This window comes from Microcoleus sp. Pol1C5 (genome assembly GCF_036701115.1).
Taxonomy (GTDB): Bacteria; Cyanobacteriota; Cyanobacteriia; order Cyanobacteriales; family Microcoleaceae; genus Microcoleus.
In genome coordinates this window covers 60,816-78,713 of sequence record NZ_JAUBQE010000024.1, presented here as the reverse complement: position 1 = coordinate 78,713, position 17,898 = coordinate 60,816, and the positions used below count along the sequence as shown (strand labels likewise).

The window sequence follows — 17,898 nt, the reverse complement described above, 5'->3', positions numbered from 1 at the left end:
TATACCGTTTTGTAGATATGCAAAACTTGATGTTTCCAGAAGAGATGCCGAATCGCGGCAACCAAATTTTAAGAATGAGAAGTTCTGTGCCAATTGGGTGCTTGCTTTTCTTGTGGCTGTGTGCTGGTTCTATTGCTAGCGCCCAAACTAATCCACCAGGCCTCGATCAATTTTCTCCTAATCCTCTAGAAATTACCACACCCGATCCCCTAGCTCCCGCTAACGAATCTTTGAGCAGCACTCAGCGGGACGAACTGACCGCGGCTTTGGAGCAGTTAAACTTAGAAGCAGCGGCTAAACTGGAAGCTGGAGACGGCGCGGGTGCTTTTGAAATTTGGTTCCGAGAATTGCGGCTGCGTAGGTATCTCGGGCCTGCGGCGGAAATTGCTGCTTTGAGTCGGGTGGGAAGTGTTGCTTGGAGTAACGGTAAAAACCTCGAACTACAGCTTATTACCAAACGGTTGCAAGCAATTCAAAAAGAACTCAAATCCCAAGTACCACTTAATACTGAGTTGCTCCCCGCCTTCGCTGCAGCTTTTCAGCAGGTGCGCGCTAAAGGCCCGACTGTAGAAGTTTACCAACAAATTCTCGAAAATGCGCGCCAAAACGAAGATATATTGGCTCAAGGTCAGATTTTGAAGGCGATCGGGCTTATTCACATCAATTGGTTGAGTTACGATAAAGCTGCTCCCGTGTATGAGGAATTGGCAACTTTAATTCAGGAAAACCGCGCTTTATTTGCTGCTAATTCTGCTGTGCAAAGTTCTGGTGTAGTTGCGGGAAACGGCGCGCCACCGCAGCCTGTAACTCCTCCAACTGAGGTAGATACTCTCAGACAGTTAGCTTACGTTTACCAGCAGTCGAAACAACCCTTAAAGGCGATCGCAGCCAGGGAAAAACTAGCATCAGTGTATGTCAACCTGCAAAATCCCAGCGCTATACCACCGCTCAAAATTGCGATCGCCAGCGATTATCAAACCATAGGTCAAATCAATTTAGCAGCTCAATACTATCAGGAAGCATACAATTTAGCCGTCCCCATTCAACAGTATGCCCAAGCTAGCGAAGCTTTGGATAAATTAGCTTTACTTTATCGATCGCAAAAGCAATGGGAGCCGACATTGCGGATTTATCAAATGCAGTTGCTGTTAGAAGAGCGGGCTTACAATTTCTACGGAGTGATGAACACTTATGACAATATCGGTCAAGTTTATCAAGAGATGAAGGCTTACGATAAGGCTTTGGAATCCTATCAAAAAGGGTTAGACGTGGCTAAAAGATTGGGACACAGACAAGAGTATTTTGCTAAGAAAATTCAAAAAGTTAACAAGCAATTGCAAAGGACTTCGTAGTTGTCAGCCGACAAGAATGCCAATTTGGGATGCGAGTAATTTAAATGCAGTAAGGTGCGCCTAGCGCACCCTACAAAACTACTTTTGACTGGTAATTTTCTCGCGATATAGAATAATATACTACATCTGTTTCGTAGTAATGAGCATTTTTTTCATATTTCATGCCAACTTTCTGTATCACCCGCTGCGAGGCGATATTTTCTGGGCGGGCGATCGCAACTATTCTATCAAGCTGTAATATTTCAAATCCATAGTTTAGACTAGCAAAAGATGCTTCTGTCGCCAATCCTTGATTCCAATAAACTTTGTCGAGCGCATAGCCAAGCTCAACTTCCGGTGTTTTGTCCAGAAAACCCAGTCCGCACCGGCCAATCATTTTACGGTCTATTTTATGTACTACAGCCCACATTCCAAAGTTGTTTTCTTCCCAAAGTTGGATCATGGTATCAATGGCGATTTCTGTGGCTTCTCTACTTCTAACTCCTGTGATGTATTTCATTGTTTCCGGATCGCTGTAGATGCGGTACAGATCATCTAAGTCGTGTGGTGTAAATTGTCTCAGATACAATCGGGCTGTTTCTATTTCTTGCATGATTAATATAATTTCTCCTACTAGATTATGATACCAGTTTTGATAAGTCTTGCTACAAACATTTTGGTTGGATTTCCTTCCTCAACTCAACTAAAATACTTTTGACTGGTAGATTATTCGCGAGATTGAATAATATACTCGATTGGAATGGTCGAGGTTATGCTGGTATCTCATCCCCACTTTTTCCATTACCCGCCGCGAGGATCTGTTTTCGGTATCTGCAACAGCCAGAATTTTTTCTAGTTTCAATACTTCAAATCCATACTTGAGGCTAGCCGCTGCAACTTCCGATGCTAAACCTTTCCCCCAATACGCTTTTGCTAACACGTAACCGACTTCTACTTCAGGTGTTTTACCTAAGAAGCGAAGCCCCCCATCGCCGATCAATTAGTTATTTTCTTTATAGACAACAGCCCACAAACCGAAAGCGTGTTTTTCCCAATCTGCGATTATCTGAAATAAATCTGCTGATGTTTCTTCTCTATTTCTGACGCCTTCGCTCAAATATTTCATCACTTCTGAATCGCTGTAGATGCGGTACAGCTCATCTAAGTCGTCTGGTGTAAATTGTCTCAGATACAATTGGGCTGTCTCTATCTCTTGCATAATAAATATAAGTTCTACCAGTAGATTATAATACCAGTTTTGTCAGACTACAAACATTTTGGTTTGGTTTCGTTCCTCAACCCAACCTGCTGTTACAAGAAAACACTCTTTGTGAAACAGGCATCTTGCCTGTTACTGATAGTAGTGCCAAATATTCATTTTATTTGTTACACTTATTAACTAGATATATTGTACAGTTTTTGCCATCAATGACTATTTCATCACCACTAGCAGACACCAAAAACAAATCCGGCCAGGAAACAGACTGGCGGTTATTCATGAGGTTGGCATCTTACGCAACCCGCAGCAAACGCTTGCTGATTATTTCGATCGCACTATTAGTACCGCTAGCAGTCTCAGGAGCAATTCAACCCATTCTCATCGGACAGGCAATTTCCGTAATTCGCTCGGAACCTACCTACGAATTCTTGCGGGGATTGTCTTTATCTGCTGCATTGAATATTTTGGCTATTTTGCTGATGCTAACTATCACACTTAGATTAGCACTGCAATCAGTTCAAGGCTATTTAGTCACGAAAGTAGGGCAAATAATTACTACAGATATTAGAAATGATTTGTTCGCCCACGTCACATCGCTAGCAGTGAGATTTTTCGATCGCACTCCTGTCGGTAAATTGATGACTCGCCTCACCAGCGATGTAGAAGCTTTGGGAGAGGTTTTCTCTTCAGGGGCGATCGGCATTGTCAGCGATTTATTTTCAATTTTAGTAATTGCCATTTTCATGTTTACCATGCAGTGGCAACTCGCTTTAATGTTGGTGCTGATGATGATACCAATTACCGCAGTCATAATTTATTTCCAGTACCAATATCGCATAGCAAATTACAATACCAGAGAAGAACTTTCCGATCTCAACGCCCAACTGCAAGAAAACCTGACTGGTATTGGTGTAGTGCAGCTATTCCGCCGCGAAAGATTCAACTCAGAATTGTTTCGCGTCACAAATAAGCGCTACATTAAAGCCGTTGACAAAACTATATTTTACGACTCAGCCGTATCTGCGACATTAGAATGGATTGCTTTAGTAGCGATCGCAGCCGTTTTGTGGATGGGCGGTCAAAGGGTTTTAGCCGGTAATCTCAACTTCGGTACTCTCTCGGCATTCATTTTATTTGCTCAGCGTCTCTTCGATCCGCTGCGGCAGTTTGCTGAGAAATTTACCGCTATTCAAGCAGGATTTACCGCTGTCGAACGGATTAGCGATATTCTCAACGAACCGATCGAAATTAAAGATCCAACTAGCGGGAAGAAGGAAGAAGGAAGAGGCAAGAAGGAAGAAGGAAGAGGGAAGACGCAAGAAGGAAGAAGGGCAGCTTATTCACCGTTGTTGATAACTGGACATCCAGAGGCAACGGCTTACAACTTGTCTCCGTTCGATCGAGGATTGGCAGATAATCATCAAAATCCAGCAAGTTCAGAATATCGTTTATTGGCTAACAATCCCCAATCACCCCCCGCCACCCCCCCCAAGCTTCGGGGGGGTGAAAATGCCAAATCGCAGAATTCTGAATCTGGAGAAATCCAATTTGACAACGTGTGGTTTGCTTACAAAGAAGACGAATATGTCCTGCAAAACCTCAATTTCACCATCAAATCCGGCGAAAAAGTAGCATTAGTTGGCCCCACGGGTGCGGGCAAAAGTTCGATTATCCGTCTCCTGTGCCGCCTTTACGAGCCTAGCCGAGGACGGATTCTGGTTAATCATGTCGATATTCGGGATTTGCCTCAAGCAGAGTTACGCAGGCACATAGGCGTAATTATCCAAGATGGCTTTTTATTTGCTGGTGATGTGAAGAGCAATATCAGCCTGGGAGAAAGTTACTCGATTGAGGAAATTCAAGCAGCAGCAGAAAAGACAAATGTTGCCCGTTTAATCGAACAGTTGCCTCAAGGCTATGATACGCAATTGCGGGAACGGGGAACCAATCTTTCGGGGGGACAAAAGCAATTATTAGCGTTTGCTCGCGCCGCTATTCGCAATCCCAGTATTTTAGTTCTAGACGAGGCAACTGCTAGTTTGGATGTGGGGACGGAAGCTTTAATTCAAGAAGCTCTAGAGCGTGTGATGGCGGACAGAACGGCGATAATTATTGCCCACAGGCTCTCGACTATCCGAAATGTCGATCGTATTTTAGTGCTCAAACGCGGGCAGTTAGTAGAATCTGGCAGCCACGAAGAATTGTTGCAGCTAGAAGGTTTGTATGCCAGTTTGTACAAGCTGCAAATGCTGGGAAGTTAATATCTGAAGGAAGAAGGAAGAGGGAAAATTCTCGGAATACCCAGATACAGGACTTGACGGGGTAAGAACCCCGTCAAGTTTCCTACTGAACCTCTGTTTGCACTTTTTATCTGCGATTCACTTCACGTTAAGCTGAGGAGTCGGATCGCCCTGCCTCATCGCCAATCCCGCCATGTCAGATGCCAGCATCCCACTCAAGAAGGCCCCAAAGGCTGTCACCCCCACATTGACTGCATCCAGCGATTGCATCGGGAAAGCGCTGCTGTAGAGAAAGCCCCCAGCCATGCCACCCGCTACCCCAGAGATGCGGAAGGCAATTTCTCGGAACGGATCTGGAGGAGGAGGGGGAGGAGGAAACCGCCGCCGGAGCTCCCGAATTAAGACTGAAATGGGAATGGTTCCGCACCATCCGGCGATCGCCCAAGCAATTAATAAAGCTGTATTCATTTGCTTTTATGTCGATACGTTAGCTCTATTTTGGCGATCGGACTGAGCGATCGACCAGTCGCTTTTTTGAGTGACACTTATTTGAGCGACAGGCCTCTGTGCCACCACAGCAGACCTGGCATACATTCAATTAGATTTGTCCTCCATTCTAAAATCTAAAATCGCAAATCTAAAATCGGATCATTTGCCTGAAATCATTTTCCCCAGGGTTTCCGGCAAGTGAATTATATGTTGGAAAAGCTGATTGGGGCCAATGCCAAATAATAACTGCATCGTCAGCACAATTGCTGCTAAACCAATCGCTGTCCCGATGCTGGCTTTCAAAACTTTAAACGCCCAATTAAAGACTAGCCAAGATACAAGTAACGAAGCAATTAAGATAATTAGTTCTATTGGCATATAACATTTTAACTCTACATAAATTACGTATCAATACCAAAGAAACAGGGTTTTTTATCTGTGTTAAAAGCCGGGATGCAGTATTTCCGTAAACACCATGTTCCTACGTCAAGGACTGTACTTATTACTTTAAGCAATACTGCCGCGCTTCCGTGTTTCCTTATAAGAAATTCCGACATTTTTTAAGCCGGCTTTAATCATTTGCTGCTCTAACAAAGCGAAAAAGCGACTTCGATCGCCCCCCGTGACTACCGCTTGATTATGAGCTTCTGCTAGGGTCACCGGATAGCCGCCGCCTTTGTGTACTTGAGCCAGCATCATTCCTAATGCTAAATCTAGCTGTGCTGTATCTTGTGCTACCCATTCCGGCACTTCTATTCTAGCAATTTCTGTGCCAACGTGAACGTAACAGAAATAGACGGAATTAAGACCGTACAAATCTAAAATTCTAGCTTGGGATTTCCACAAAGGGCTTCTTTGTCCGGGTGACAGGATTGTTGCCCACAATATGGCATCCCGCAAAGGTTCAAATTCTTGACAAGGTGCTTTTTCGGCGAAAGAAATTGTGGCTGCAAATCCGACGTTCGGGCAATTTGTCATGCAGTCTGGTACTTCGTGGGTGCAAGCTTCAAACCGTAAAAAAGATAAGCTTTCGCTGCTGCGAGAAGCGCTTAAGTATCCTAACAGCGGAATTCCTGCTAAACGCAACTTGTCCCAAGCTTCTAAAATTGGCAGCAAAATTTGATCGCGCGCTTCGGTGGGTAACTGTTCCAAAAACCAATAAATCAGGGAACCGTCTACCATTGCTAAAGCTGGCGCGGGCAATTTATTGTCGTTAACTTTTGCCCAATTGCAACCCATTTCTGCTAAGGCAATTGCTTCGGAAACTGCGCGCCGATATCCCATCCATTCTTCGGTTCTAATTCCCCACTGTCGCGAACCGTACAAGTCTTCGGGTTTGTAGAAAACCTCGGGTACGCTGTCTAAAACTGGGTGGCGGCTTTGTCCGTAGTGCAGCATGACTGTGCCGACGTTTAGCAGGTAGCAGTAGGCTATTTCGTGATGGTTGGGGGAAATTTGCGATCCGTCTGTGGCAAAGACTGTGTGGGCGGCGGGGGGTGCGGTGATGTAGGTGCGCTCGTCTAAGGGCTCGATGGGTGTGGCAGCATTGAATAAAGTGCGATCGCGCCAATTCTCTTGCAATTCCACCAATTTTTCCTGTTCGCCTGCCGCCTTTACCAGCAAATTCTGAGCCACTTCCAAACGCTGGCGAGCGGCCTGAGCTTCCACATTCAAATGTTGGCTCATTCCCTGCATTGCCTTGGCTGCTTTAGTTAAATCGAGCATAGGTTTTAAGTCTCAATATTAGAAAGCTTTCAAGCTGAGAAATTATCAAAACACTTTTCAATTTTTTGGTGCCGAAGCTTGGTTTTTGGTCATACACGCGGTTTGATAGACTAAAATACTTCGTGCGCGCCCGCATAAATAGTAAAATAACCGGGTTTTTGAGGTCAAGATTACCTGCAATAGTCTATGAAAAAAACATTTTTTTGTCGATAGCCTTGTTTTTTTGAGGAGTTTCTGTTATATTTATATTATAATGGGATGGTGGCAAAAATAATATTTTTGCCACCATCCCATTATATTAAAATACCATTTCTACGCCACATAAGTCAACAAAAAAGATGTAAAATTTTGTGATTTTTTTGACTATGAAAAGAAAAAAAAACACAAGTGTAAATAAATCTAAAATTAACATTCGAGCGGCAGCCAATCGGCAAAATCTCCGGCAAACTGGGACAGAGAAAGCAATTGAACTGGTGGATTTTGAGCCACAGATTCCCGTTCTGGCAAAGTATTGTAACCCCAATCAGCCAAAAATAACCTCACCTGAGATAAATCCGGTTGCTGCTTCACCGACAGCAAAGTTTTTAACCGATCTTCCACAAACCAAATAGTCGAGTCTTTGCCAGACGCCGCCAAAAATTCCCGCAAAATTTGGTGTTTAGGCTTGTTGTATTCCTTACCAAAAATTAACTCTGACGGCATTTGTACCCCTGCTAGCTGCAAAAGTTCCCGCACAAAACGAGCTTCCTTAGTAGTGACGATCGCCACTTTCACCGAACTCTTCTGCAAAGAGTGCAGGCGATCCGCAACCCCTGGATAAAAGCGGTGCAAAGACAGCCACCCAGCTAAATCCTCAGCAATCCAATTATCGCGCAATCCGTCCAACATAGCGCCGACAGACTGTGCTTTTAAATTATTTTCGGTCAACAAATACGGTACTATATTGGGCCAATCTAGCAAAATTTGCTCTGCGGAAATTCCTGTCAGCAGTGCGCGGATCAGCAGCGGCATTTCCCAACCAGTTTCGATGGCGGGGCGCACTCGGTAAAAACTCAAAGCTAAATCTGGAGCTGGCACTGTTTCGACTGGTTTCCAGATTTGACAGTAGGTACGCCAAGCTGTCTGGAAATATTCGATTAGTCCGTCACAAATCACCCCGTCAAAATCAAGAGCTAGAATTGTCGGAAAGTTATTAGCCATCAATCGATTTTAGATTTTAGATTTGGGATTTGGGATTTGGGATTGAAGAATTTGAGAATTGAACAAAGCGATATCACTGATGAATCTGGGGACTGGTTATCGGATACTATTTTTTGGTTGTGCCAGGATAAAGACGGGGGCTTGTACCCTGGCTGCTTTCGGTCAGTGGATTGAATAATTGAAGAATTGACTGTGCAAACACTCAGCAATGATTGGTGAACAGTCGTTATTAAAAAGACTGAACTAGCGGTTGAGCGGCAATCGATTCTAGTCCTTGGGACTGCAACAATTGCGTCCATTCGGTCGTCAGCCGCGAATCATCGGGTGCAAGGCGCCGCATTTCGGCTAGAGTAGCAACAGTCTCGTACCAAATCCCATTTTTAGCATAAGCAATCACCTTAGCCATAGGGTCGGGATTTGCCAAATCATTCTTGAGATTTGCCTGGGGTTCAATTCGCTGCATCCATCCTTTAACAATATAATCTCCAGAACGCTCCAGAGGATCGCAGGCTAGTGCAAACGACCACACATATCGCTTACCAACCTCAATATTTTTTGTCTGGTCTTTCTCAGAAAGGCTAACTCCCACAATTCCGGCTTTGTCATTTTTTATAGTAGTTTCGTAGACTACTTCTGATTCATCTGCGTTTAGCAAAACAAACTCTACTTGAGCTGCGGGTTGAGAAACATATACAAAAAATGTTGGCGATTCTGTTAGCGTTAAACCAATATTGCTTTCAGGTATTAAGGGAGTAATGAATAAACCATCCCGTAACTTACAGCCTCGATGCGTCCCCCCTTGCCGGTTGTCGGGGGCTGTTACATCTGGGGGTGTGAAATTAACATTCTGACTCAGCAGAATGGGTGCAGGCACAGCCTGCATCGGTGTAAGCAAACTGGGGAGAGTAACGGCGATCGCCAATACAGTCATCGCCAGTGCAGTAAAATGTATAAAACGTTTCATTTTTCCACCCACTTGTAGAAATATTTATAGATCGCATCTCTAATGTTAACCCGGAGTTTTAGCCCCGGGCGCGATCGAGTAAATGGGTCAATTTTTACATCGCCATCGGCAGACCGACAAAATTTCCAGAAAGAGCGAGATTTAAAGAGGCGCAACCAGTGGTTGAGCTGCAACAGATTCCAGTCCTTGGGACTGCAATAATTGCGTCCACTTGGCTGTCAGCTTCACATCCCCCGGTGTCTGACGCCGCATTTGGGCTAAAGTAGCGAGAGTTTCGTACCAAATCCCATTTTGAGCATAAACGTTGAGCCTAGTCATCGGGTCGGGATTTGCCAAATCGCTCTTGAGAGTTGCCTGCGGTTCAATTCGCTGCACGAACCCTTTAACAACTAAATCTCCAGATCGGTCTTCGGGGTCGCAAACGAGCGAAAATGACCACACGTATCGCTTACCAACTTCAAGGGATTTGTTGTTGTCCGTAGCAGGAATGGTAACTCCAACAATCCCAGATTTGTCCAGTTTAAATGTTTTTTCGTAGACCACTTCCTCTTCCTTGTCGTTGAGGACAGTAAACTCTATTTTTGCCGAGGTTTGAGGAACATAGACAAAAATTGTGGGAGACTCTGTTAGGGTTAAACCGATATTAGTTGGAGGCACTAAAGGAGTAATAGATAAACCCGCTGGACAAAGCTTGTTGCCGCGATGTGTCCCTCCTTGTCGGTTGGTGGGGGCTGTTACGTCGGGAGGCTTGAAATTAAAATTTTGACTCAGCAGAAGCGGCTGGGATTGTGCGCGCATCGGTGCAAGTGAACTGGGTACGGTAGCTGCGATCGCAGATACGGCGACCGCAAGTGTAGCCCGATGTAGAAAACGTTTCATTTTGTTGTACCTTTCACTATAATTCCAAAGACAGGCATTCGCTGATGGCGACAAATATTTTTGAGCTGCTAGTCGAGGGCGCAGATACACAATTTATACCTTGACATATCATCAATAACATTTATTAATTCGAGCGGCAAGGGGATTCTCTGTCGGAAAACTCAGGTTGCCTAAACCGCAAGTATCATTAGATACAGTTGCTCGCCACGTAATGTAAATTTTTGTAACAAAGCGGTCGGAGTTTCCGAGTGTTCTAAGATGGAGGAAGTCTCCAGCAGGGGGGAAATGTGAAACAACTGCTGTTCCAGAAACGAGTCAAACTTTTATGCTGGGATAATGAGTAAAATATCTAATAAAATTCGATCGGCAGTGACTCAATTGAGTCAAATGTATAAACCATCACTAGCATTGGCTAAGTCTGTATTAATTGCCAGCGCGGCAGTAACATTATCCTTGATGGGAGCCCGACAACTAGGAATACTCGAACCATTAGAATTAAGCGCTTACGACCAAATGGTGAGGTGGCGTCCCGAAGAACAGCCAGACTCGCGTTTGCTAGTTGTGGGGATTACCGAAGCAGACATTCAGAAACTGAAACAGTGGCCGATATCCGATCGCAAAATAGCTGAAACATTACAAAAACTTGACAAAATGCAGCCGGCAGTGATCGGTTTAGATGTATTGCGAGACGTACCTTTAGGAGACGGGCGCGAGGAATTAACCAAAATTTTACAAAAAAGCGCTCGAATTATCGGGGTATGTTTAGTCACCGACGGAAGCCCGGACAATCCCGGTTCTCCGCCTGCGCCGGGGCTGCCACAAAACCGGGTGGGATTTGCAGATTTCGGAGTCGATCCCGGTGGCATACTCCGCAGGGCATTATTATTTATGAAACCCCCGACAATTAAGGGCAAATCCTCAGCCCAAAAACATCTTTGCAATGACGGCTCTCAAGTTTTAGCTTCCTTCAACCTCCAGCTAGCACTCCGCTACCTGCAAGGGCAAAAAATCTATCCTCAACTTGCGCCCGATCAATCTTTATGGCTGGGAAAAACCCAATTAAAACAACTAGCAAGCAATGACGGAGGATACACAAATACCGATGTCAGGGGATATCAAATATTAATTAACTATCGTTCCAGGCGGCAAGTTGCCAACCAAGTCAGAATTACGGATGTTTTAGAGGGGAAAGTTGACCCAAATTTAGTTAAAGATAAAATATTGCTCATCGGTTATACCACAGAAACCGTTAAAGATTTCTTTTATACTCCTTACAGTGGGGGACAGCAAAGCAACCAATTCATGCCGGGGATCGTGGCACACGCACAAGTAGTCAGCCAAATTTTGAGTGCAGTTTTAGACAACAGACCGATGTTATGGTTTTGGCCGGAATGGGCCGAAATCCTATGGATTTCGGGATGGTCAATTGTGGGAGGAACGTTGGCATCGCGGATGGCTCACCCAGCGAAGTTGACGGTGACATTCGCAGCAATGCTGTCCGGGTGCTGCGCGATCGGCTTTGGGATTTTTCTGTTGGGAGGGTGGGTGCCTGTGGCAGCGCCAGCCTTAGCATTAATCTTAACTGGGGGTAGCATTGTATCAGCAGAGAGATTTAATAAAGCCGGATATGGGAAAGCAATTAGCGATCGAGTAAAACAAGTCTTCAAAATCGAAATAGACCAAGCCAAAAAAGAACAGCAAGTCGCAGAAATCACAGAATCTGATTTCTTTAAAGAATTGCAGCAAAAGAAAGATAAACTGAGAATTAGCAAACAAGAAACCTCTGACAAAGTACCTTCCGAACCCCAAGAAATAACTGCAAGTACCGCAGAGCTTCCCAAGGTCGAAAGTCAGACAGACGACTACTTAGCTCAATTGCAGGAAAAAGCCAAACTGCAGAAGCAGCGCGCCCCTGTGACTGAATCGGAAAGCAGCTCACCAAAGGCTGCGTGCGAGGCGGGTGGCGGTGCTAGTTCAGCCGAAACCAAACCCCATGACGAGTTCAGCGATTTGCAAGCCAAAGCCAAACAGATGCGGCACCGCAGGGGCGCAGAAAAGAGGATAAAGGATGAAAAAATTGATAGTTTAGCAGACAAGGAGGATTTGGGGGGCAAGGAAGAATGACAGAGAACTCGACTGCATAGAGAATTGCATCATAATGGGTTCTCGCCGTTTCTTACCCTCATACGCAGATCATGTCCAAAATCATCTCTGTCCACTCTTACCGGGGCGGAACTGGCAAATCGAACACGACAGCAAACTTGGCATCTATTATCGCTCGTGGCGGAAATCGGGTCGCCATTGTGGACACCGACATTCAATCGCCCGGGATTCACGTGCTGTTCGGTTTCAGCGAGAGCAACATGGATCGCTGCCTGAACGATTACCTGTGGGGTCGGTGTCCGATCGCGGATACGGCCTACAATGTGAGTTCCCTGCTGCCAAAATTAGCCAGTAACGGCAACCTCTACCTGATTCCTTCGAGCATTAAAGCAGGGGAAATAGCGCGAGTTTTGCGCGAAGGCTACGATGTCGGACTGCTTACCGACGGCTTTCAAGAACTGATCGAGTTTCTGGAATTAGACTACCTATTTATCGACACCCACCCGGGGCTCAACGAAGAAACCCTCCTCAGCATCACCATTTCGGACATCCTGCTGCTGATTCTGCGTCCGGATCAGCAAGATTTTCAGGGAACGGCTGTCACGGTAGATGTGGCCCGCAAATTAGAAGTTCCCAAGATTTTGATGACGATCAATAAAGCTCCAGAATCCCTGGATTTCGAGGATTTGAAGCAGCAAGTAGAGAGTATTTACAACATCCCAGTGGCAGGGGTACTGCCCCACAGCGACAAGATGATGCTGCTCGCCAGCAAGGGAGTGTTTGCGCTGCACTTCCCTAACGACCCTCTAACTAAGGTTGTGGAAGGGATTGCGAAACAGATTGTGGGATAATTGGTGCAGCGAATGCCGATCGCCCGCCCAGGAGTGAGTTTCGATCTCAATTCCTGCGGAGCAATGTCCTTCTGCCTATCCGGCTGCCAGCAGAGGAACTTTCTCAGCGACAATATTTGGTTAAAGAGTCAGGAGAATGGCGACAAAATGAGATACAAATAGATTATGAGAATTTGTTAAAAAACTTTAGGAGGAGAACTCATGGATTTTGACTTCCGCATACTAATAGTATTGATGCCCGTATTGTTGGCGGGCGGCTGGGCTGCTTACAACGTCGGCGCTATAGCTCTCAAACAAGTGCAGAAATTGTTGAACAAGCAAGCTTAAACTCAGCCTTTTTTCAGGTAATCCCGCAGCCGACTGTTTTTTAAGATACAAAACAGTCGGCTGATTTGTGCATTGGCTCTGCTTAAGTGATGGCTGATTTTGGGCGGGCAATTTACGACTGCAGAGAGATGGGGCGAAAGCCAAAGAAAAGTTAAATTTAAAAATTAAGCAGAAACTGATTACGATCCAGCAAAATATTTTGTTGCAGCAAACGAGCCTGGGTAAAAAAACCTAGCTGTGAAAGCAGGGCGATCGTGTAACTCCAGATTTTGATGTTTTGAACTCTACTCATAACTTCTGAGTACAGTTCCATAAAAATATTGGGTAAGCACGTTATCGCAGAAAATATGAGACAATCACAAAAGTATTTGCCCTAACAATCGCCCTAAAAACTACGAAGTTTAACTGATAGGGAAGATAGGTCAAATTGTCAATGTTAAATTCCTATATCTTTAGATAGATTATGCTTTTTCCCCGATCGAGCGGCATTCTACTCCATCCCACATCCTTTCCCAGTCGATTTGGCATTGGAGACATGGGAATAGAAGCATATCGCTTTATTGACTTTTTAGTAGAGAGCGACCAGCAATACTGGCAGGTATTGCCGCTGGGGCCGACAGGATACGGCAATTCTCCTTATTCGTGCTATTCAGCAATGGCGGGAAATCCCCTGCTGATCAACCCAGAACTGCTGCGGGACGATCAATTGCTCACAGATGAAGACTTCGCTAATTTACCTGAATTTCCGCTCGATTATGTAGACTTCGAGCGGGCGATCGCCTTGAAAGTGCCTTTGCTCAAAAAAGCTTGCGAAAATTTCAAAGCCAAAGCATCTCCTATCCAGCAAAAAGAATTCTCAGCTTTTTGCGAAAGCAAAGAGAATTGGCTGGAAGATTACGCCTTATTTATGGCACTCAAAGATCACTTTGGCGGTGTTAGCTGGAACAATTGGGAAACAGAAATTGCCCGTCGAAAACCAGAGTCTGTAGAGAAGTGGCGTCAGCAGCTAAATGCTGAGATTTATTACTACAAATACGTTCAGTTTGAGTTTTTTCGCCAGTGGACGGAGTTGAAACGCTATGCTAACCTGCGGGACATTAAAATTATTGGCGACATTCCGATTTATGTAGCTCACGACAGCGCGGATGTGTGGTCTCATCCAGAAACATTCTGCTTGGATGAAGCCACCGGAGAAGCAGCTTTAATGGCAGGAGTTCCCCCAGATTACTTCAGCAATACAGGTCAATTGTGGGGCAACCCCGTATACAATTGGGAGAAGTTGCAAGCAAATAATTTCGAGTGGTGGGTAGAGCGTTTTGAAGCGATTTTCGCTTATGTAGACGTGACTCGTATCGACCACTTTCGAGGATTTGAGGCTTACTGGGCGGTGAAGCGCGGACAAGAAACTGCGATCGAGGGAGAGTGGATTAAAGCGCCGGGAATAGCTTTGTTGGATCTAATTAATGAGAAGTTTGGCAACTTGCCGATTATCGCTGAAGATTTAGGGGTAATTACTCCTGAAGTGGAAGCTTTGCGCGATCGATACGAGTTTCCAGGAATGAAGATTTTGCAGTTTGCTTTCGGCGCGGGCCCTGGCGATCCTTTTTTGCCTTTCAACTACGATCGCAACTCCGTAGTTTACACGGGCACCCACGACAACGACACGACTGTCGGCTGGTTCAATCAACTGCAAAACTACGAAAGAGATGAGGTTTTGCGTTATTTGGGCTGCATAGATCCCCAAGGAATTCACTGGTCTTTAATCCGCATGGGCTGGATTTCTATTGCTAATTTGGCAATTGTGCCGTATCAAGACTTGTTGGGTTTGGGTACAGACGCGCGGATGAATTTTCCGGGGAAAGCAGAGGGAAATTGGGGTTGGCGATATCGACCAGAAGCTTTGAATTGGGAAGTGCGCGATCGGCTCAAAACTATGACTTACATCTCTGGGCGCGCTCCTAATAAACATTGATCTTATGGAATGGGTAGTTGGTAATGGATAATTGGTAATTGTTAATGGGTAATATCAAATCTGTTAGCATCGAAATTATTCCTATCTCTCTTCTGTTAATCTGCGTCAATACCTTGTCATCTGCGGCTGGAGAAATTATCTTTTTTTGACCGCCGATAAGGGCAGATTAACACAGATTAATGCAGATGAATTATATCGATTCGGGTTGGACTATCCGTGATTCTTGACCCGTGACGGGATTTGACTATTCCGATGCAACCGGAATCGATATAATTGGTAATTGGTAATTGGTAATTGGTAATGAGTGACTCAAGACGGACATTATAATTAAAAGCTGGGGGCTGCCCGCTATTACCTATTACCCATTAACCATTACCAATTAACACTCAGCCTTCATTCTTGGGCGGTGCTGAAGGCGTGAGTTCGTTTGCTTTAAAAACAACTTCTTTGGCGACTCCAGGATCTCCGAGTTGTTCGGCTTGTCCGTTATTAACAGCCACCATTACCCCACCGGCGTTACCTGCTACCACTACCAATTGCTTTTGAGCCCCCCAGGTGCGAACGGTCCCGGTCGGCAAAGTTCCCTCAAACTCTGTTTTACCATCGACTTCAACCTGCATCCACGATTCTGCTTTAAAAGTGACGCTAACCATCACTGGTTTATTCCCAGATTTATCTAAACTTTGACCTGTTCTTACTGCTTCGACAGCTTCGTAACTATCCGGTTTCTGATTTTTTGAGGATCGAGATGCCTCAGCAGCAAAACGAGCTTGGTCTTTCTGCTCAAGTGCTAGTTCTTCGGTTCCCGCACCGCTTCTTGCGGTAACAGAACCGCTTATCAACTGAGATAAAACATTGACCGAACAGATAATTAGAAAGGTGTAAAAGAGGTAGAGGTGCATCGGCCGCAACTGAGGCCCATCTTGCCAGGATAGCTTGGTTCTCGATCGGGCTGGCGGTTCGATCGGAAAAAATTCGGCAAACTGAGCTCCGTCCAAACCCATTGCTTCAGCGTAGCGCTTGATCAAACCCTGAGTGTAGACTGGTTCGGGAAGTTGGTCTAGTTCACCGTCCTCGATGGCTTGCAGCAGATTCCGCCGAATCATTGTTACCACGGCTACTTTGTCCAAACAAATAGACTGCTGTTCGCGGTACTGACGGAGTTGAGTTCCAATTTCCGCTAGCTTCTTCTGAGCTGTTTCTGGCTCTTGGGAGTGCCGTTTCTGCTTAGTGGTTTTGAAGAATAAAAACAATAAATTCTTTGTCATATGCTGTGCTCCTGGGAATTTACTGGCACGCTTATTGATGTTAGGTTGACTAGATTCCATAAATAAATAATTTCCGCATCTTCTAGGGGTCGGCAGCAGCCTGGTGGCAATATTGGCGCACCGGGCCGCTGCAATTGAATCGGGCCAATGGCTGTGCGGTGCAGGCGCACCACTGGATATCCCAACAGCTCGGCTGTTCGCCGAATCTGTCGGTTTCTGCCTTCTGATAGAATGACTTCTAACAGAGTTTGGTCTTGCGCGCGATCGATAACTTTTACTTTCGCGGGCAAAGTTTTTCTGCCGGACAAGATGATGCCCTGACGCCACGTTTGTAGTATGCGTTCCGGGGGATCGCCCCGTACCCAAACCTGATAAGTTTTGGCGATCGAGTGACGCGGATGGGTCAAACAAAATGTCAGCTTACCATCATTGGTGAGCAAGAGGGCGCCGGTGGAATCTGCATCTAAGCGTCCTACGGGGTGGATGCCTTGACCGGAGCGCAGTTGTGGTGGCAGCAAGTCGAGAACTTTCGATCGGGCTCTTGGATCGCTGCAAGTAGAAACTACGCCTGCCGGTTTGTTGAGCAACAGATAGATCTTTGCGGGTCGATCCGTTGGTTTCACCGGGACTCCATCGACTTGGATGAGATCGCGATCGGGATTCGCTTTTTCTCCTAAGCGAACAATATTGCCATTAACTCGGACTCGTCCAGCTACAATCATCTGTTCTGCAAGACGGCGAGAGGCAATGCCCCACTGGGCGAGGATTTTTTGCAGCCTTTCATCAGACATGACGGGAGTGTGGAAATCCCCAACGAGCCAGCGGTGGGGAGGAAACACGACACGGTTAATTGATTAACCGTACTAGCAATGCTCAATTCCTGGTTGGGAATAAATTATAATGCTGACCAATTATTACAGGACGCCCGGCAAGAGTGCAGATTGTCCTTGTGCCCGGTGCAGATTGTCCTGATGGCATTACCCTGAATGCTGTGCAAAAACTACGACGAAAAGACTCGCTGCAGGCACAGGTTTGCACCGTTGGTTTGCGGCTGGTTTGAAAGGTGTGGGTCTGACCCGACCATAAACCAACACTACCATAAATCCCGTACTGCTGGTTAAATTTATACGCTCGATCGCGAATTTTTCATCGGGATCGCACAACTCGTGAACTATCCAAAGATCCCAAGGGGGGAAAGGTAAGAATTTTTCTGCTTCTGGCGTTGCTGATGCCAGATTTCTGCTTGATTTTATAGTTGATCGGTTGTATTCATCAACCCGGTTTCTAAGGAAAATCAGAGGTTGACAGGGGTCTATCTGTCCATAAACCG

16 protein-coding genes and 1 pseudogene are annotated in these 17,898 nt (G+C 45.6%); 6 read left to right on the top strand and 11 right to left on the bottom strand.

Going from position 1 to position 17,898, the window contains the following annotated elements; genetic code table 11:
• Positions 1-29 precede the first annotated feature (29 nt).
• A complete protein-coding gene (locus QUA23_RS15150) occupies positions 30-1,352 on the top strand; it encodes a tetratricopeptide repeat protein (RefSeq protein ID WP_333076697.1) in 1,323 nt (440 codons plus the stop codon).
• A 70-nt stretch (positions 1,353-1,422) separates the two neighbouring features.
• Here QUA23_RS15150 and QUA23_RS15145 read toward each other — a convergent pair whose 3' ends face one another.
• On the bottom strand, positions 1,423-1,944 hold the full coding sequence (locus QUA23_RS15145) for a GNAT family N-acetyltransferase (RefSeq protein WP_333076696.1): 522 nt from the start codon (positions 1,942-1,944) through the stop codon (positions 1,423-1,425).
• A gap of 90 nt (positions 1,945-2,034) precedes the next feature.
• Positions 2,035-2,550: pseudogene (locus QUA23_RS15140) on the bottom strand (GNAT family N-acetyltransferase).
• Between the two features lie 209 nt (positions 2,551-2,759).
• On the opposite strand from QUA23_RS15140, the gene QUA23_RS15135 reads away from it, so the two are divergent.
• A complete protein-coding gene (locus QUA23_RS15135; protein ID WP_333076695.1) occupies positions 2,760-4,811 on the top strand; it encodes an ABC transporter ATP-binding protein in 2,052 nt (683 codons plus the stop codon).
• A 117-nt stretch (positions 4,812-4,928) separates the two neighbouring features.
• Here the strand turns inward: QUA23_RS15135 and QUA23_RS15130 are convergent, their stop codons facing one another.
• The 6 genes from QUA23_RS15130 to QUA23_RS15105 form a co-directional block, all read right to left on the bottom strand.
• Complete coding sequence (locus tag QUA23_RS15130; RefSeq protein ID WP_333076694.1) at positions 4,929-5,258, bottom strand: hypothetical protein; 330 nt, start codon at positions 5,256-5,258, stop codon at positions 4,929-4,931.
• A gap of 180 nt (positions 5,259-5,438) precedes the next feature.
• The gene (locus QUA23_RS15125) at positions 5,439-5,657 is read right to left on the bottom strand and encodes a hypothetical protein (protein ID WP_006633087.1); all 219 of its coding nucleotides are present in this window, start codon (positions 5,655-5,657) and stop codon (positions 5,439-5,441) included.
• Positions 5,658-5,786: 129 nt separating this feature from the next.
• The gene (locus QUA23_RS15120; protein WP_333076692.1) at positions 5,787-7,004 is read right to left on the bottom strand and encodes a DNA double-strand break repair nuclease NurA; all 1,218 of its coding nucleotides are present in this window, start codon (positions 7,002-7,004) and stop codon (positions 5,787-5,789) included.
• 405 nt (positions 7,005-7,409) lie between these two features.
• Entirely contained in the window at positions 7,410-8,204 is a 795-nt protein-coding gene (locus QUA23_RS15115; RefSeq protein WP_333076691.1) for an HAD family hydrolase, read from the bottom strand.
• Positions 8,205-8,433: 229 nt separating this feature from the next.
• On the bottom strand, positions 8,434-9,168 hold the full coding sequence (locus QUA23_RS15110; RefSeq protein ID WP_333076690.1) for a DUF928 domain-containing protein: 735 nt from the start codon (positions 9,166-9,168) through the stop codon (positions 8,434-8,436).
• Positions 9,169-9,309: 141 nt separating this feature from the next.
• Positions 9,310-10,047, bottom strand: a complete 738-nt coding sequence (locus tag QUA23_RS15105) for a DUF928 domain-containing protein (protein WP_333076689.1) — start codon at positions 10,045-10,047, stop codon at positions 9,310-9,312.
• A gap of 336 nt (positions 10,048-10,383) precedes the next feature.
• Here QUA23_RS15105 and QUA23_RS15100 point away from each other — a divergent pair, with 336 nt between their 5' ends.
• The 3 genes from QUA23_RS15100 (at position 10,384) to QUA23_RS15090 (ending at position 13,328) form a co-directional block, all read left to right on the top strand.
• Positions 10,384-12,171: a CHASE2 domain-containing protein gene (locus QUA23_RS15100; protein WP_333076688.1), complete on the top strand. Its 1,788-nt coding sequence runs from the start codon at positions 10,384-10,386 to the stop codon at positions 12,169-12,171.
• Between the two features lie 71 nt (positions 12,172-12,242).
• Complete coding sequence (locus QUA23_RS15095; protein WP_333068679.1) at positions 12,243-13,001, top strand: MinD/ParA family protein; 759 nt, start codon at positions 12,243-12,245, stop codon at positions 12,999-13,001.
• A 201-nt stretch (positions 13,002-13,202) separates the two neighbouring features.
• Entirely contained in the window at positions 13,203-13,328 is a 126-nt protein-coding gene (locus QUA23_RS15090) for a photosystem II protein Y (protein WP_333053037.1), read from the top strand.
• 157 nt (positions 13,329-13,485) lie between these two features.
• Here the strand turns inward: QUA23_RS15090 and QUA23_RS15085 are convergent, their stop codons facing one another.
• Complete coding sequence (locus QUA23_RS15085) at positions 13,486-13,620, bottom strand: hypothetical protein (RefSeq protein ID WP_333093888.1); 135 nt, start codon at positions 13,618-13,620, stop codon at positions 13,486-13,488.
• A 171-nt stretch (positions 13,621-13,791) separates the two neighbouring features.
• On the opposite strand from QUA23_RS15085, the gene malQ reads away from it, so the two are divergent.
• The gene (gene malQ, locus QUA23_RS15080; protein WP_333076685.1) at positions 13,792-15,300 is read left to right on the top strand and encodes a 4-alpha-glucanotransferase; all 1,509 of its coding nucleotides are present in this window, start codon (positions 13,792-13,794) and stop codon (positions 15,298-15,300) included.
• 386 nt (positions 15,301-15,686) lie between these two features.
• Here the strand turns inward: malQ and QUA23_RS15075 are convergent, their stop codons facing one another.
• Together QUA23_RS15075 and QUA23_RS15070 are read right to left on the bottom strand one after the other, a co-directional pair.
• Positions 15,687-16,568, bottom strand: a complete 882-nt coding sequence (locus QUA23_RS15075; protein ID WP_333076684.1) for a RodZ domain-containing protein — start codon at positions 16,566-16,568, stop codon at positions 15,687-15,689.
• Positions 16,565-17,359 carry a pseudouridine synthase gene (locus QUA23_RS15070; protein ID WP_333076726.1) on the bottom strand — a complete coding sequence of 265 codons (795 nt, stop codon included), beginning with the start codon at positions 17,357-17,359 and terminating at the stop codon, positions 16,565-16,567. Before QUA23_RS15070 ends, QUA23_RS15075 begins: the two co-directional genes overlap by 4 nt.
• Positions 17,360-17,898: the final 539 nt, after the last annotated feature.

Coding starts and splice junctions, on each gene's coding strand:
- QUA23_RS15095 (WP_333068679.1), top strand. CDS start 12,243: ATGTCCAAAATCATCTCTGTCCACTCTTACCGGGGCGGAACTGGCAAA.
- QUA23_RS15145 (WP_333076696.1), bottom strand. CDS start 1,944: ATGCAAGAAATAGAAACAGCCCGATTGTATCTGAGACAATTTACACCA.
- malQ (WP_333076685.1), top strand. CDS start 13,792: ATGCTTTTTCCCCGATCGAGCGGCATTCTACTCCATCCCACATCCTTT.
- QUA23_RS15150 (WP_333076697.1), top strand. CDS start 30: ATGTTTCCAGAAGAGATGCCGAATCGCGGCAACCAAATTTTAAGAATG.
- QUA23_RS15085 (WP_333093888.1), bottom strand. CDS start 13,620: ATGAGTAGAGTTCAAAACATCAAAATCTGGAGTTACACGATCGCCCTG.
- QUA23_RS15135 (WP_333076695.1), top strand. CDS start 2,760: ATGACTATTTCATCACCACTAGCAGACACCAAAAACAAATCCGGCCAG.
- QUA23_RS15070 (WP_333076726.1), bottom strand. CDS start 17,359: ATGTCTGATGAAAGGCTGCAAAAAATCCTCGCCCAGTGGGGCATTGCC.
- QUA23_RS15100 (WP_333076688.1), top strand. CDS start 10,384: ATGAGTAAAATATCTAATAAAATTCGATCGGCAGTGACTCAATTGAGT.
- QUA23_RS15090 (WP_333053037.1), top strand. CDS start 13,203: ATGGATTTTGACTTCCGCATACTAATAGTATTGATGCCCGTATTGTTG.
- QUA23_RS15120 (WP_333076692.1), bottom strand. CDS start 7,004: ATGCTCGATTTAACTAAAGCAGCCAAGGCAATGCAGGGAATGAGCCAA.
- QUA23_RS15125 (WP_006633087.1), bottom strand. CDS start 5,657: ATGCCAATAGAACTAATTATCTTAATTGCTTCGTTACTTGTATCTTGG.
- QUA23_RS15110 (WP_333076690.1), bottom strand. CDS start 9,168: ATGAAACGTTTTATACATTTTACTGCACTGGCGATGACTGTATTGGCG.
- QUA23_RS15105 (WP_333076689.1), bottom strand. CDS start 10,047: ATGAAACGTTTTCTACATCGGGCTACACTTGCGGTCGCCGTATCTGCG.
- QUA23_RS15115 (WP_333076691.1), bottom strand. CDS start 8,204: ATGGCTAATAACTTTCCGACAATTCTAGCTCTTGATTTTGACGGGGTG.
- QUA23_RS15130 (WP_333076694.1), bottom strand. CDS start 5,258: ATGAATACAGCTTTATTAATTGCTTGGGCGATCGCCGGATGGTGCGGA.
- QUA23_RS15075 (WP_333076684.1), bottom strand. CDS start 16,568: ATGACAAAGAATTTATTGTTTTTATTCTTCAAAACCACTAAGCAGAAA.